Here is a 13,502-nt window from a genome sequence, read left to right on the forward strand (position 1 = left end):
CGCTACGCGGGGCGGCGGACCTCCACCATGCGGAACCGGGAGGCCACGAACGCGCTGTCGCACAGGGTGGCGCTGGCCGAGGGATTGCCCCCGGTGCCGTGGAAGTCGGAGAAGGCCGCGGTCTGGTTGACGTAGACCCCGCCGGTCAGATTCAGCGACAGCTGGGCGCACTCCTCCAGGCAGGCGTCCTCGATCAGCCGCTCCGCGTCCGGGGAGGTGGTGTACGCCCCGACGGTCATCGCGCCCTTGTCCCGGATGGTGCGGCGCAGCAGGTCGACCGCCTCCGCGGTGGAGTCCACGGCCACGGCGAAGGAGACCGGGCCGAAGCACTCCGAGAGATAGGGCGCCTCCGCGTCGGCCGCCTCCCAGAACTTGCGGGCGCCGTCGGCCTTGACGAGCACCGGGGTGCGGACCGTGGCGTCGGGGAACTCGGGGTGGGTGACCGAACGGGAGGCCAGGGCGGTCGCGCCGAGGCCGGGGGCGGCCTCCAGCCGCTCCTTGACACCGGGGTTCACGATCGCGCCGAGCAGGGCGCTCGCCCGCGCGTCGTCGCCCAGCAGACGCTCGACGGCGCCCGCCAGGTCGGCGACGACCTCGTCGTACGACTTGGGGCCGGCGTCCGTGTCGATGCCGTCCCGGGGGATCAGCAGGTTCTGCGGGGTGGTGCACATCTGGCCGCAGTACAGCGACAGGGAGAAGGCCAGATTGTCCAGCATGCCCTTGTAGTCGTCGGTGGAGTCGATCACCACCGTGTTGACCCCCGCCTTCTCGGTGAAGACCTGGGCCTGGCGGGCGTGGGTCTCCAGCCAGTCGCCGAAGGCGGTGGAGCCCGTGTAGTCGATGACGCGGATCTCGGGGCGCACGGCGAGGACCTTGGCCAGGCCCTCGTCCGGCCGCTCGGCGGCCAGCGCCACCAGATTCGGGTCGAAGCCGGCCTCGCGCAGCACCTCGCGCGCCACCTTGACGGTCATGGCCAGCGGCAGCACGGCCCGCGGGTGGGGCTTGACCAGGACGGCGTTTCCCGTGGCGAGGGAGGCGAACAGGCCCGGGTAGCCATTCCACGTCGGGAAGGTGTTGCAGCCGATGACCAGGGCGATGCCGCGGGGCACGGGCGTGAAGGTCTTGCGCAGCCGCAGCGGGTCGCGCTTGCCCTGCGGCTTGGTCCACTCGGCATCGGCGGGGGTGCGGGTCTGCTCCGCGAAGGCATAGGCCACCGCCTCCAGGCCGCGGTCCTGCGCATGCGGTCCGCCGGCCTGGAACGCCATGAGATACGCCTGGCCGCTGGTGTGCATGACGGCATGGGCGAACTCATGCGACCGGGCGCTGACCCGGGCCAGGATCTCCAGGCAGACCATGGCGCGCGCCTCGGGGCCCGCGTCCCGCCAGGCGGGCATCCCGGCGCGCATCGCCGGGAGCAGCACCTCGATGTCCGGGTGCGGATACTCCACACCGAGCTCGATGCCGTACGGCGAGGTCTCGGTGGCCGTCCAGCCGTCCGCGCCGGGCTGGTCCAGCTCGAAGCGCTCGCCGCGGAGCGCGTCGAAGGCCGCCTTGCCGTCGGCCGGGCTCAGGGTGGGCCGACCGCTCGCGTCGGGCTCTCCGTAAGCCTTCGGATGCTCGGGGTGCGGCGACCAGTACGCGCGGGTACGGATGGCCTCCAGGGCCTGGTCGAGGGTGGGGCGGTGCTGCTCGGTCAACTGCGCTGTGGTGAGTCCGGCGGTCACGACTGACCAACTCCTCGTCGAGCTGGGATTGAGCTGAGCTGGGAACGACGACAGAGTTAGAGTAACCGAACGATCGGTCGGGACAAGAGGGCCTGGCGCACCTGTGGATAACTTCGTCCGAGAGGATCAGCGGCATGAGCGCGATCGACCGGGGGATCGACCCCGCCGGCACCGTCGCCGTGATCGGCACCGGCACCATGGGCCAGGGAATCGCGCAGGTCGCGCTGGTCGCCGGGCATCCCGTACGGCTCTATGACGCAGCCCCCGGCCGCGCCGCGCAGGCCGTCGACGGCATCGCCGCGCGCCTGGACAGGCTGGTCGACAAGGGCCGGCTCGAACCCGCCGCCCGGGACGCCGCCCTCGGCCGGCTCACCCCGGTCGCCGGGCTCGCCGGGCTGGCGGACGCCGAGCTGGCGATCGAGGCCATCCTGGAGGACCTGGGGGCCAAGCAGCAGCTCTTCACCGCCCTCGAATCGGTCGTCTCCGACAGCTGTCTGCTCGCCACCAACACCTCCTCCCTGTCCGTCACCGCCGTCGCCGGCGCCCTGCGGCGCCCCGGCCGCCTGCTGGGCCTGCACTTCTTCAACCCCGCGCCGCTGCTGCCGCTGGTCGAGGTGGTCCGCGGCTTCGCCACCGAGGAGGCCGCCGCCGACCGGGCGTACGCCACCGTCGCGGCCTGGGGGAAGACCCCCGTGCGCTGCGCCGACACCCCCGGATTCATCGTCAACCGGATCGCCCGCCCCTTCTACGCCGAGGCCCTCCGCGTCCACGAGGAAGGCGCCGCCGACCCGGCCACCATCGACGCCGTGCTGCGCGAGTGCGGCGGATTCGCGATGGGCCCCTTCGAACTGACCGACCTGATCGGCCAGGACGTCAACGAGGCCGTCACCCGGTCCGTGTGGGAGGCGATGTACCACGACCCGAAGTTCACCCCCTCCCTCGCCCAGCGGCGGCTCGTCGACGCCGGCCTGCACGGCCGCAAGTCGGGCCGCGGCTGGTACGACTACGCCGAGGGCGCGGCGCGCCCGGAGCCGCACACCGCCGAGCCCTGCCCGCCCCCCGGGAAGGTCGCGGTCCACGCGCGGCCGGGCCCGGCGGGGGAGCTGCCGCGGCTGATCGAGGAGGCGGGCATCACGGTCACCCGGGAGGATCCGGCCGCCGACGCCCCGCCCGGGGGCTGCATCGCCCTGCCCGACGGCACCCGCCTGACCCTCACCGACGGCTCGCCGGCCACCACCGGCTCCCCGGCCCCCGGTATCCGGTTCGACCTCGCGCTTGACTACCGCACCGCCACCCGGATCGCCCTCGCCCCGGCCGACGGCGTCTCCCCCGAGGCCCTGGCCTCCGCGATCGGGCTCTTCCAGGCGCTCGGGAAGAAGGTCAGCGTCATCCAGGACGTGCCCGGCATGATCGTGGCCCGCACGGTCGCGATGCTCGCCGACTTCGCCATGGATGCCGCCGCCCGCCGGGTGGCGAGCCCGCAGGACATCGACACCGCGATGCGGCTGGGCGTCAACTACCCGCGCGGCCCCCTGCGCTGGGCGGACGACCTCGGCGCCCGCTGGGTGCGCGATGTCCTCCTCGGTCTCCACCAGGCCTATCCCACCGGCCGCTACGCCCCCTCGCAGCCGCTGATGCGGCGTGCGGCCGCCGAAGAAAAGCTGCTCTAATCATGACCATGGCCAAGCGCGACACCTATACGCCCGAATCGCTGCTCGCGGTTGCCGTCGAGGTGTTCAACGAGCGCGGTTATGACGGCACCTCCATGGAGCACCTCTCGCGCGCCGCCGGGATCTCCAAGTCCTCGATCTACCACCACGTCAAGGGCAAGGAAGAGCTACTGCGGCTGGCCATAAGCCGCGCCCTGGACGGGCTGTTCGGCATCCTCCGCGAGCCGGCCGCGCGGCAGGGGCGGGCGGTCGAGCGGCTGGAGCACGTGGTCCGGCGCACCGCCGAGGTGCTGATGGCGGAGCTGCCGTATGTCACCTTGCTGCTGCGCGTGCGGGGGAACACGGACACCGAGCGATGGGCCATGGCCCGGCGGCGGGAGTTCGACCACGAGGTCGCCGAGTTGCTCAAGCAGGCCGTGGCGGACGGGGACCTGCGGCCGGACGTGGACGCCCGGCTGGCGACCCGGCTGCTCTTCGGGATGATCAACTCGATCGTGGAGTGGTACCGGCCGGGCCGGGGCGGGGCCGCGACCTCGGACGAGGTGGCCGACGCCGTGGTCCGCACGGCCTTCGCGGGCCTGCGCACCTGACATTCACGGCTCGGGACCCCTCCACGGCCCGGGACCCCTCCACGGCCCGGGACCCCTCCACGGCCCGGGACCCCTTTACGGCCCGGGACCCCTTTACGGCCCGAGCCCCTTTACGGCTCGGGGTCCCTCCCGGCTCGGGTTTCCTCCCGGTGCGGGGTCCCTTCACAGCTCCGAGTCGAGGTCGGTCTCCTCGAAGACCAGCAGCGTCCGGGTGCTCAGCACCTCCGGTATGGCCTGGATGCGGGTGAGGACCAGCTCGCGCAGGGAGCGGTTGTCCTCGGTGTGGACCAGCAGCAGCACGTCGAAGTCCCCGCTGACCAGGGCGATGTGGGCGGCGCCCGGAAGCTGCCTGAGCTGCTCGCGGACCGTGCGCCACGAGTTCTGCACGATCTTCAAGGTGATGTACGCCGACGCGCCCTGCCCGGCCCGCTCCTGGTCCACCCGGGCGCTGAAGCCGCGGATCACCCCGTCGTCGATGAGCCGGTTGATACGGGCGTAGGCATTGGCCCGCGACACGTGCACCCGCTCGGCCACGGAGCGTATCGAGGCGCGTCCGTCCGCCCGGAGCATGCGCAGGATGTCCCGGTCTATCGGGTCCAGGGGCCGCGCGGGGGGCCTGTCGCCCGGATTGGCCATCTGTTCGCCCCGCATACCGCCCCGCCTCCCCTTCATGGACGTCCTGGCGACATCCCATGCTCTGCTGAACCGTTTGTCCACAGGCTGAGGGCGCCTGTAGCCAAAATGCGTCAACGACCGAACAATCGGTAGGGAGGGGTGCGCCCGCCCCACCAGCTCTCTGCCCGCAGGAGGTCGTGCCATGACGGTCCTTGAGCAGCCCGGTGCCTATCGGCCCACTCCCCCGCCCGCCTGGCAGCCCCGCGTCGACGCCGCGCCGCTGCTGCCCGACGCGGAGCCGTACCGCCTGCTGGGCACCGACGCCGCGGCCGACATCGACCCCGCCCTGCTGACCCGGCTCTACGGCGAGCTGGTCCGCGGCCGCCGGTACAACGCGCAGGCCACCGCCCTGACCCGGCAGGGCAGGCTCGCCGTCTACCCCTCGTCCACCGGCCAGGAGGCCTGCCAGGTCGCCGCCGGGCTGGTCCTGCGCGAGCAGGACTGGCTCTTCCCCAGCTACCGCGACACCCTGGCCGCCGTCGTCCGCGGGATCGACCCGGTGGAGGCCCTCACCCTGCTGCGCGGCGACTGGCACTCCGGCTACGACCCGCGCGAGCACCGGGTGGCCCCGCTGTGCACCCCCCTGGCCACCCAGCTGCCGCATGCGGTCGGCCTGGCGCACGCCGCCCGCCTCAAGGGCGACGACGTGGTGGCGCTCGCCCTGGTCGGCGACGGCGGCACCAGCGAGGGCGACTTCCACGAGGCGCTCAACTTCGCGGCGGTCTGGCGGGCCCCCGTCGTCTTCCTCATCCAGAACAACGGCTTCGCGATCTCCGTCCCGCTCGCCAAGCAGACCGCCGCCCCCTCCCTCGCCCACAAGGCGGTCGGCTACGGCATGCCCGGCCGGCTGGTCGACGGCAATGACGCCGCGGCCGTGCACCAGGTTCTGGGCGAGGCCGTCCGCCGGGCCCGCGGGGGCGGCGGCCCCACCCTCGTCGAAGCCGTCACCTACCGCGTCGACGCCCACACCAACGCCGACGACGCCGGCCGCTACCGCTCGGACGCCGAGGTGGAGGCCTGGCGCGCGCACGACCCCATCACCCTGCTGGAGGAGGCGATGCGCGACCGCGGCCTGCTCGACGACCAGGTCGTGCGGACCGCGCGGGAGGCCGCCGAGCGGCTGGCCGCCGATCTGCGCGAGCGGATGCACCAGGACCCGGCCCTGGACCCGATGGACCTCTTCGCGCAGGTCTACGCCGAGCGGACCGGCCAGCTGCGCGAGCAGGCGGACTTCCTGCGCGCGGAGCTCGCCGCGGAGGAGGGCGAGCGATGACGACGACCGCGGTCAAGCCCGCCACCATGGCCCAGGCCCTGGGCCGCGCGTTGCGCGACGCGATGGCCGCCGACCCGGCCGTGCACGTCCTCGGCGAGGACGTGGGAACCCTGGGCGGCGTCTTCAGGATCACCGACGGACTCGCCAAGGAGTTCGGCGACGCCCGCTGTACGGACACGCCGCTCGCGGAGGCGGGCATCCTCGGCACCGCCGTCGGCATGGCCATGTACGGGCTGCGGCCCGTCGTCGAGATGCAGTTCGACGCGTTCGCCTACCCGTCCTTCGAGCAGCTCGTCAGCCATGTCTCCCGGATGCGCAACCGCACCCGCGGCGCCCTGCCGATGCCCATCACCGTGCGGGTGCCCTACGGCGGCGGCATCGGCGGGGTGGAGCACCACAGCGACTCCTCCGAGGCCTACTACATGGCGACGCCCGGCCTCCATGTGGTCGCCCCGGCCACCGTCGCCGACGCGTACGGGCTGCTGCGCGCCGCCATCGCCTCCGACGACCCCGTCGTCTTCCTCGAACCCAAGCGGCTCTACTGGTCGAAGGCCGAATGGTCCCCCGACCACCCCGAGGAGGTCGCCCCCATCGGCCGCGCCGTGGTGCGGCGCCCGGCCACCGGCGGGCGGTCCGCCACCCTGATCTCGTACGGGCCCTCGGTGCCCGTCTGTCTGGAGGCCGCCGAGGCGGCCACGGCCGAGGGCTGGGACCTGGAGGTCATCGACCTGCGGTCGCTGGTGCCCTTCGACGACGAGACGGTCTGCGCCTCCGTCCGCCGGACCGGGCGAGCCGTGATCGTCCACGAGTCGACGGGCTTCGGCGGCCCCGGCGGGGAGATCGCCGCCCGGATCACCGAGCGCTGCTTCCACCACCTGGAGGCGCCGGTGCTGCGCGTCGCCGGATTCGACATCCCCTACCCGCCGCCCATGCTGGAGCGCCACCACCTGCCCGGAGTGGACCGGGTGCTGGACGCGGTGGCCCGGCTGCAGTGGGAGTCGGAGTGGACCGAGGGGAGGGCGGTGTGATGGCCGAGGTGCGCGAGTTCACCCTGCCCGACCTGGGCGAGGGGCTGACCGGGGCGGAGATCGTGCGCTGGCTGGTGGAGGTCGGCGACGTCGTCGCGGTCGACCAGCCGGTCGTGGAGGTCGAGACGGCCAAGGCGATGGTGGACGTGCCCTGCCCGTACGGCGGGGTGGTGACCGCGCGCTTCGGTGAGGAGGGCACCGAACTGCCGGTCGGGGCGCCGCTGCTGACGGTCGCCGTCCCGGCCGCGGAGGGCGCGGCCCCGCTTGTCGACGGGGACGGGGCCTCGGCAGCCGGGGGCGGGTCTCCCGCTGCCGGGGGCGGGTCCGCCGCGGTGGACGGCGGGTCCGGCAATGTGCTGGTCGGTTACGGCACCTCGGCCCCGGCCGCCCGGCGCCGCCGGGTGCGGCCGGTGCCGCCGACCCCGGCCTCCGGCTCGGGGCAGGGTCTTGCCGACGGCATTGCCGGGGGCTCGGCCGGGGGCGCGCCGACGTCGGCGCGAGGCCCGGTCACCGCGAGCGCTCCGGTCACAGCCAGCGGTCCGGTCGCCGGGAGCAGCTCGAACGACGCGAACGATGCGAACAACGCGGTGGCCGGGCGCAGCCTGACCGGCACGCGCCCCGTGCTCCCCGCGACGGCGTCCGCGGCCGGCCCGGTCGCCGTGATCTCGCCGCTCGTCCGGAGGCTGGCCCGCGAGCACGGGCTGGACCTGCGCGAGCTGCGGGGCTCCGGGCCCGACGGGCTGATCCTGCGCGCGGACGTCGAAGAGGCCGCGCGGGCCGCGCGGGCCGCACAGGCCGTAGAGCCTGCGCGGCCCTCGCGGGGCGCCGCTGGTGCCGGGCGTGTGGACGCGCGGCCGGCCGACGGGCAGCGCGTGGTGGTGCGCGGGGTGCGCGGCGCCGAGAAGCTGGCCCGCAGCAGGCGCGAGATCCCCGACGCGACCTGCTGGGTGGACGCCGACGCCACCGAGCTGCTGGCCGCCCGGGCGGCCATGAACACGGCCGGGCCCAAGATCTCCCTGCTCGCGATCCTGGCCCGTATCTGCACGGCGGCCCTCGCGCGCCACCCGGAGCTGAACGCCACCGTCAGCGAGGGCGAGATCACCCGCTGCTCCGACATCCACCTCGGCTTCGCCGCCCAGACCGACCGCGGCCTGGTGGTCCCCGTGGTGCGCGACGCGCACGCCCGGGACACGGCCGGGCTGTCCGCCGAGATGACCCGCCTGACCGAGGCCGCCCGCTCCGGCGCCCTCACCCCCGCCGAGCTGACCGGGGGCACCTTCACGCTCAACAACTACGGCGTCTTCGGGGTGGACGGCTCGACGCCGATCATCAACCACCCCGAGGCCGCGATGCTCGGCGTCGGCCGGATAGCGGCCAAACCGTGGGTGCACCAGGACCAACTGGCCATACGGCGGGTGGTGCAGCTCTCGCTCACCTTCGACCACCGGGTCTGCGACGGCGGCACCGCGGGCGGCTTCCTGCGTTATGTGGCCGACTGCGTGGAGCACCCGGCGGTCCTGCTGCGGTCGTTGTAGGCCGCGGTGGGTCGGTGGGCCGCCGCGGCGGAATCCTTACCCGGAGGTCGTACGCGCCCACCGCGCCCACCGCGCCCACCGCGCCCACCGCGCCCGGCGGTCACGGGGCCATACTCATCAGGTGATGACGTATGACGCTGTGATCCTGGCCGGTGGCGCCGCCCGGCGGCTGGGCGGCGCCGACAAGCCGGCGCTGCGGGTGGGCGCCCGGCCGCTGCTGGACCGGGTGCTCGGCGCCTGCCGGGGCGCCGAGCGGACCGTCGTCGTAGGCCCGCGCAGACCGACCGCCCGTGCGGTGCGCTGGACCCGCGAGGAGCCCCCGGGCGGCGGACCGGTCGCGGCCGTCGACGCCGGGGTGCGCCACACCACGGCGCCCGTCGTCCTGGTGCTCTCCGCGGATCTGCCGTTCCTCACGGACCGGACCGTGGGGGCGCTCGTCCAGGGACTCCGGGAAGCCGAAGGGGTGCTGCTGACCGACTCCGACGGCCGGGAGCAGCCCCTGGTCGCGGCGTACCGGGCCGAGCCGCTGCGCCGGGAGCTCGCCCTGCTCGCGGCCGAGCACGGCGGCCTGGCCGGGCTGCCCCTGCGGCTGCTCACCGCCGAGCTGAAGCTCGGCCGCCTGCACCACCCCACCGCCTCCTTCGACTGCGACACCTGGGAGGACATCACCACCGCACGCGCACGGATCAGGGAGCATGGACACGTGCTGGACGAATGGATCGCCGCAGTCAAGGCGGAGCTGGGCATCGACCTCGATGTCGACACCGCCGCCCTCCTCGACCTCGCCCGGGACGCCGCGCACGGCGTCGCCAGGCCCGCCGCGCCGCTGACCACCTTCCTCGTGGGCTACGCCGCCGCCCAGCAGGGAGGCGGTCCCGAGGCGCTGGCCGCCGCGACGGGCAAGGCGGCGGCGCTGGCGGCCCGGTGGGCCGAAGAGGCCGAGTCGGCGGGATGACGAACCGGGACCCTCGCGGGGGCGACGCGCTGGACCGCGAGTTCGACGAGGCGCTGGCGCTGGCCAAGGACCCGGCATCGCAGGGCCGGACGGCCCAGGATTCCGCGTCGCAGGATCCGGCCCAGCGGCCTGGGCGGTCCTCCGGTGCCTCCGGTGCCCCCGGCCCGCGCGGGCCCCACCGCCACCGCCCCGCCACCCCCTGGCCCGACGCCCGCGCGATCGCGGCCCGCGCCCCCCGCACATCCCGCCCGTCGCCCACCACCCTCGACGGAACCCCCGTCGCACGGCCGCTCCCCGAGGCCCTCGGTCATGTGCTGGCCGCCCCCCTCACCGCCCTCACCGACCTGCCGTCCTTCGACACCTCCGCCATGGACGGCTGGGCCCTCGCCGGCCCCGGCCCCTGGCGGCTCCCAGCCGCCGACCAGTCCGTGCTGGCCGGCCACGCCGAGGCCGACCCGCTTCCCGACGGCCACGCGATCCGCATCGCCACCGGCGCCCGCGTCCCGCCCGGCGCCACCGCCGTGCTGCGCACCGAGCACGGCGCGGCCACCGGCGGCTGGCTGTACGCCGCCCCCGCCCATCCGGTCAGCCCCGGCCAGGACATCCGGCCCCGCGGCCAGGAGTGCCGCAGCGGCGATCTGCTGCTCCCGGCGGGCGCCGTGATCACCCCCGTGATACTGGGTCTGGCCGCCGCCGCCGGGTACGACGAGCTGCCGACCATGGCGCGGCCGCGCGTCGAGATCCTGGTCCTCGGCGACGAGCTGCTGCGGCAGGGGCTTCCCCACGACGGCCGCATCCGCGACGCGCTCGGCCCGATGCTCGCCCCCTGGCTGCGGGCGCTCGGCGCCGAGCCGCTGGCGACCCGCCGCCTGGCCGACGACGCCGAGGCGCTGTACGCGGCCGTGGCCGAGTCCCCCGCCGATGTCGTCCTGACCACCGGCGGCACGGCGGCCGGCCCGGTGGACCACGTCCATCCCACGCTGCGCCGGCTGGACGCCGAGCTGCTGGTCGACGGGGTGGCGGTGCGCCCCGGCCACCCGATGCTGCTGGCCCGACTGGCCCCCCACAAGCACCTGGTGGGCCTGCCGGGCAATCCGCTGGCCGCAGTCTCCGGCCTGCTGACCCTCGCCGAGCCGCTGCTGCGTACGCTGACGGGCCGGCCGGCGCCCGCGCCCTGCCCGGCCCCGCTGGCCGCCGCCGTCCACGGCCATCCGCGCGACACCCGCCTGGTCCCGGTGGTCTTCCGGGAGGACGAGGCGTTTCCGCTGCGCTTCAACGGCCCGGCCATGCTGCGCGGCGTCGCCGTCGCGGACGGCCTGGCCGTCATCCCGCCCGGCGGCGCGGAGCGGGGGACCGAGGTGGAGATGCTGGATCTGCCGTGGTCCACGGCCTGGCCCGGACCCCAGGAGTAGCCTCGCCGCCATGTATGCGATCACCATCCCCGAACCCGGCGGCCCCGACGCCCTCGTGTGGGCGGAGGTCCCCGATCCCGTCCCCGGCGAGGGCGAGGTCCTGGTCGAGGTCGTGGCCGGCGGCGTGAACCGTGCCGATCTGCTGCAGCGCCAGGGCCACTACCCCCCGCCTCCGGGCGCTTCCGACTACCCCGGCCTGGAGTGCTCGGGCCGCATCGCGGCGCTGGGCCCCGGCGTCAGCGGCTGGACGGTGGGCGACGAGGTGTGCGCGCTGCTCGCGGGCGGCGGATACGCCGAGAAGGTGGTGGTGCCCGCGGGGCAGCTGCTGCCCGTGCCGTCCGGCGTCGACCTGGTCACCGCGGCCGCCCTCCCCGAGGTGACCGCGACCGTGTGGTCGAACGTCTTCATGATCGCCCACCTCCGGCCGGGCGAGACCCTGCTGGCGCACGGCGGCTCAAGCGGCATCGGCACGATGGCGATCCAGCTTGCGAAGGCGGTCGGCGCGCGGGTCGCGGTCACGGCGGGCAGCGCGGAGAAGCTGGCGGCCTGCCGCGAGCTGGGCGCCGACACCCTGATCGACTACCACGAGCAGGACTTCGTCGAGGAGGTCCGCCGGGCCACCGACGGCGCGGGAGCGGATGTGATCCTGGACATCGTCGGCGCGAAGTACCTCGCCAGGAACGTGTCGGCGCTCGCCACCAACGGACGGCTGGCGATCATCGGCCTGCAGGGCGGGGCGAAGGCCGAGCTGAACCTCGGCGCGCTGCTGGCCAAGCGCGGCGCCGTGATGGCCACCAGCCTGCGCTCCCGCCCCCTCGCGGAGAAGGCGTCGATCGTCGCGGCGGTGCGCGAGCACGTCTGGCCCCTCGTCGAGAGCGGCCGGGTGCGTCCCATCGTGGACCGTACGGTTCCGATGTCCCAGGCCGCCGAGGCGCACCGCCTGCTCGAGGAGAGCGGACACGTCGGCAAGGTGCTGCTGACGGTCTGAGGCCGGACGGCCGGACGGCCGGGTGGCTCGGGTGGATGCCTGAGGCCGGATGGCGCAAGCCTCGGGCGGTCCCGGGTGCCGTGCCCATGCCGTCGTGTGACGCTGAATCCGTCACGCGACGGCTCGGCACGGGAGGGTGACGACCGTGAGACCCGCTCTTCGTACGCTGCGCACGCTGCCGGCGGTGCTGACGCTGACCGGTGTGGCGCTGCTGGCCGCGCCGGTGGCGCGCGCCGACGACGACGATCTGGCGGGGACCCGCGCCGGGGAGGGCCGGCCCCACCCCGGTCGCACCGAGGAGCCGGAGGTCGCACCGCCTCCGGGGTCCCTCCCGCCCGCGCCGTCGCGGCCGGGCGACGAGGACCCGGGGGAGCGGCAGGAGGAGCGGCAGGAGGAGCGGCGCGAGCGGGACCAGCGGCTTCCCGAGGCCGACCGCCCGCCGGGCGGCAGCGCCCAGCCGCAGCGGCCCGACCGCCCGTCGGCGCGGACGCCCGGCGAGACGCCGTCCGCGCAGCGCTCCCGGGACACCGGCGACGCGTACGACGACGACGCGCTGGACGCCGCGAGGACCGAGGCGGCGCCCGGCGGGCGGGCGCTGCGCGTGCTGCCGCTGGGCACCGGTCTGGCCCTGATGGGGCTCGGCCTCGGGCTGGCGTTCTTCGGCCTGCGGCTGCGCCGCCGCTGAGGGCCTGCGGCTATGTGAGCGTTGCGGGCCCGCGGCCGCGGGTGCGTTGCAAGCGACCGCGGCTGGGTCGCCGTTGACGGCTCGCGGCTGCCGGGCGGCGGCAGCGGCCGGGCGGCGGGTCGGGTGCTCTGGCCACCCTGCCCCTCCGTACGGGCGCTTGTGCGGAAGAATGGGGGGCATGAACCAGCCGATGAACGAACGATCGCAGGAGAGCCCGCACGTCCTGGTCGTCGGTCCGGACGGCATGGCCCTCGGCAGCGCCACCGCCGGTGACGGCGGCGGTGACGACGAGTCTCGCGAGGTTCCCGTGACGGACATGGTCGAACAGCCGGCCAAGGTCATGCGCATCGGCAGCATGATCAAGCAGCTTCTGGAGGAAGTCCGCGCGGCGCCTCTCGACGAGGCCAGCCGGGTCCGGCTCAAAGAGATCCACTCCAGCTCGGTGAAGGAGCTGGAGGACGGTCTCGCGCCCGAGCTGATCGGCGAGCTCGAGCGTCTCTCCCTCCCCTTCACCGACGAGGCGGTCCCGACCGAGGCGGAGCTGCGGATCGCCCAGGCGCAGCTGGTCGGCTGGCTCGAAGGCTTGTTCCACGGCATTCAGACGACGCTGTTCGCCCAGCAGATGGCGGCCCGCGCGCAGCTCGAGCAGATGCGCAGGGCCCTGCCGCCGGGCCTCGGCGGCGAGGACGGGGAGGGCGGGCCGAAGCACGGCGGCGCCCGGTCCGGCCCGTACCTCTGAGCCCCTGAGCCGTCCCATCCATCCGTTCGGCCCCGGCGGGCCGTCCCCCGGACTCGGGAAATCGACGAGTCCCGCGGGGACGGCCCGCCGCCCTCTTGCCCTGCCCCATGTGCCCCACGAGTGGCCCATCCTCTCGCCCCCGGATTGTCCCCTGACAGTGATCCGGTCGCTTTCTAGCCTGGCCTGAGGGTCCCGGGCAGTCACCCGGGACCGGAACGGAAAGGAAGA

Annotated in this window: 12 protein-coding genes; 10 read left to right on the plus strand and 2 right to left on the minus strand. The window is 74.7% G+C overall.

What is annotated here, in order from left to right; genetic code table 11:
- Nucleotides 1–2 precede the first annotated feature (2 nt).
- A complete protein-coding gene (paaN, locus tag ABFY07_RS28680; RefSeq protein WP_346177280.1) occupies nt 3–1,724 on the minus strand; it encodes a phenylacetic acid degradation protein PaaN in 1,722 nt (573 codons plus the stop codon).
- Between the two features lie 134 nt (nt 1,725–1,858).
- Here paaN and ABFY07_RS28685 point away from each other — a divergent pair, with 134 nt between their 5' ends.
- Nucleotides 1,859–3,394 carry a 3-hydroxyacyl-CoA dehydrogenase gene (locus ABFY07_RS28685; RefSeq protein WP_346177281.1) on the plus strand — a complete coding sequence of 512 codons (1,536 nt, stop codon included), beginning with the start codon at nt 1,859–1,861 and terminating at the stop codon, nt 3,392–3,394.
- 2 nt (nt 3,395–3,396) lie between these two features.
- Nucleotides 3,397–3,984, plus strand: a complete 588-nt coding sequence (locus ABFY07_RS28690) for a TetR/AcrR family transcriptional regulator (protein ID WP_065962098.1) — start codon at nt 3,397–3,399, stop codon at nt 3,982–3,984.
- 162 nt (nt 3,985–4,146) lie between these two features.
- On the opposite strand, the gene ABFY07_RS28695 is transcribed toward ABFY07_RS28690, so the two are convergent.
- A complete protein-coding gene (locus ABFY07_RS28695) occupies nt 4,147–4,635 on the minus strand; it encodes an Lrp/AsnC family transcriptional regulator (RefSeq protein ID WP_065962099.1) in 489 nt (162 codons plus the stop codon).
- A gap of 166 nt (nt 4,636–4,801) precedes the next feature.
- Here ABFY07_RS28695 and pdhA point away from each other — a divergent pair, with 166 nt between their 5' ends.
- From pdhA to ABFY07_RS28735, 8 genes are all read left to right on the plus strand, one after another.
- Nucleotides 4,802–5,932, plus strand: coding sequence for a pyruvate dehydrogenase (acetyl-transferring) E1 component subunit alpha (pdhA, locus tag ABFY07_RS28700; RefSeq protein ID WP_065962101.1), 1,131 nt, complete (start codon nt 4,802–4,804; stop codon nt 5,930–5,932).
- Entirely contained in the window at nt 5,929–6,960 is a 1,032-nt protein-coding gene (locus tag ABFY07_RS28705) for an alpha-ketoacid dehydrogenase subunit beta (RefSeq protein WP_346177282.1), read from the plus strand. The genes pdhA and ABFY07_RS28705 overlap by 4 nt, the downstream gene beginning before the upstream one ends.
- The gene (locus ABFY07_RS28710) at nt 6,960–8,495 is read left to right on the plus strand and encodes a dihydrolipoamide acetyltransferase family protein (RefSeq protein WP_346177340.1); all 1,536 of its coding nucleotides are present in this window, start codon (nt 6,960–6,962) and stop codon (nt 8,493–8,495) included. The genes ABFY07_RS28705 and ABFY07_RS28710 overlap by 1 nt, the downstream gene beginning before the upstream one ends.
- A gap of 124 nt (nt 8,496–8,619) precedes the next feature.
- Nucleotides 8,620–9,450 carry an NTP transferase domain-containing protein gene (locus tag ABFY07_RS28715; protein WP_346177283.1) on the plus strand — a complete coding sequence of 277 codons (831 nt, stop codon included), beginning with the start codon at nt 8,620–8,622 and terminating at the stop codon, nt 9,448–9,450.
- Nucleotides 9,447–10,862 carry a molybdopterin molybdotransferase MoeA gene (locus ABFY07_RS28720; RefSeq protein WP_346177284.1) on the plus strand — a complete coding sequence of 472 codons (1,416 nt, stop codon included), beginning with the start codon at nt 9,447–9,449 and terminating at the stop codon, nt 10,860–10,862. The genes ABFY07_RS28715 and ABFY07_RS28720 overlap by 4 nt, the downstream gene beginning before the upstream one ends.
- A 10-nt stretch (nt 10,863–10,872) precedes the next feature.
- The gene (locus ABFY07_RS28725) at nt 10,873–11,850 is read left to right on the plus strand and encodes an NAD(P)H-quinone oxidoreductase (RefSeq protein WP_346177285.1); all 978 of its coding nucleotides are present in this window, start codon (nt 10,873–10,875) and stop codon (nt 11,848–11,850) included.
- 145 nt (nt 11,851–11,995) lie between these two features.
- A complete protein-coding gene (locus tag ABFY07_RS28730) occupies nt 11,996–12,535 on the plus strand; it encodes a hypothetical protein (RefSeq protein ID WP_346177286.1) in 540 nt (179 codons plus the stop codon).
- Between the two features lie 178 nt (nt 12,536–12,713).
- Nucleotides 12,714–13,274, plus strand: coding sequence for a bacterial proteasome activator family protein (locus ABFY07_RS28735; protein WP_174589020.1), 561 nt, complete (start codon nt 12,714–12,716; stop codon nt 13,272–13,274).
- Nucleotides 13,275–13,502 lie beyond the last annotated feature (228 nt).

Origin of the sequence: Streptomyces sparsogenes subsp. cuspidosporus, from assembly GCF_039532705.1 — a bacterium.
In the GTDB taxonomy this organism is placed as follows: Bacteria; Actinomycetota; Actinomycetes; order Streptomycetales; family Streptomycetaceae; genus Streptomyces; species Streptomyces sparsogenes.

Excerpts from the sequence above, each read along its gene's own strand:
- ABFY07_RS28685 (WP_346177281.1), top strand. The coding sequence starts at position 1,859 with ATGAGCGCGATCGACCGGGGGATCGACCCCGCCGGCACCGTCGCCGTG.
- ABFY07_RS28690 (WP_065962098.1), top strand. The coding sequence starts at position 3,397 with ATGACCATGGCCAAGCGCGACACCTATACGCCCGAATCGCTGCTCGCG.
- ABFY07_RS28695 (WP_065962099.1), bottom strand. The coding sequence starts at position 4,635 with ATGCGGGGCGAACAGATGGCCAATCCGGGCGACAGGCCCCCCGCGCGG.
- pdhA (WP_065962101.1), top strand. The coding sequence starts at position 4,802 with ATGACGGTCCTTGAGCAGCCCGGTGCCTATCGGCCCACTCCCCCGCCC.
- ABFY07_RS28705 (WP_346177282.1), top strand. The coding sequence starts at position 5,929 with ATGACGACGACCGCGGTCAAGCCCGCCACCATGGCCCAGGCCCTGGGC.
- ABFY07_RS28710 (WP_346177340.1), top strand. The coding sequence starts at position 6,960 with ATGGCCGAGGTGCGCGAGTTCACCCTGCCCGACCTGGGCGAGGGGCTG.
- ABFY07_RS28715 (WP_346177283.1), top strand. The coding sequence starts at position 8,620 with ATGACGTATGACGCTGTGATCCTGGCCGGTGGCGCCGCCCGGCGGCTG.
- ABFY07_RS28720 (WP_346177284.1), top strand. The coding sequence starts at position 9,447 with ATGACGAACCGGGACCCTCGCGGGGGCGACGCGCTGGACCGCGAGTTC.
- ABFY07_RS28725 (WP_346177285.1), top strand. The coding sequence starts at position 10,873 with ATGTATGCGATCACCATCCCCGAACCCGGCGGCCCCGACGCCCTCGTG.
- ABFY07_RS28735 (WP_174589020.1), top strand. The coding sequence starts at position 12,714 with ATGAACCAGCCGATGAACGAACGATCGCAGGAGAGCCCGCACGTCCTG.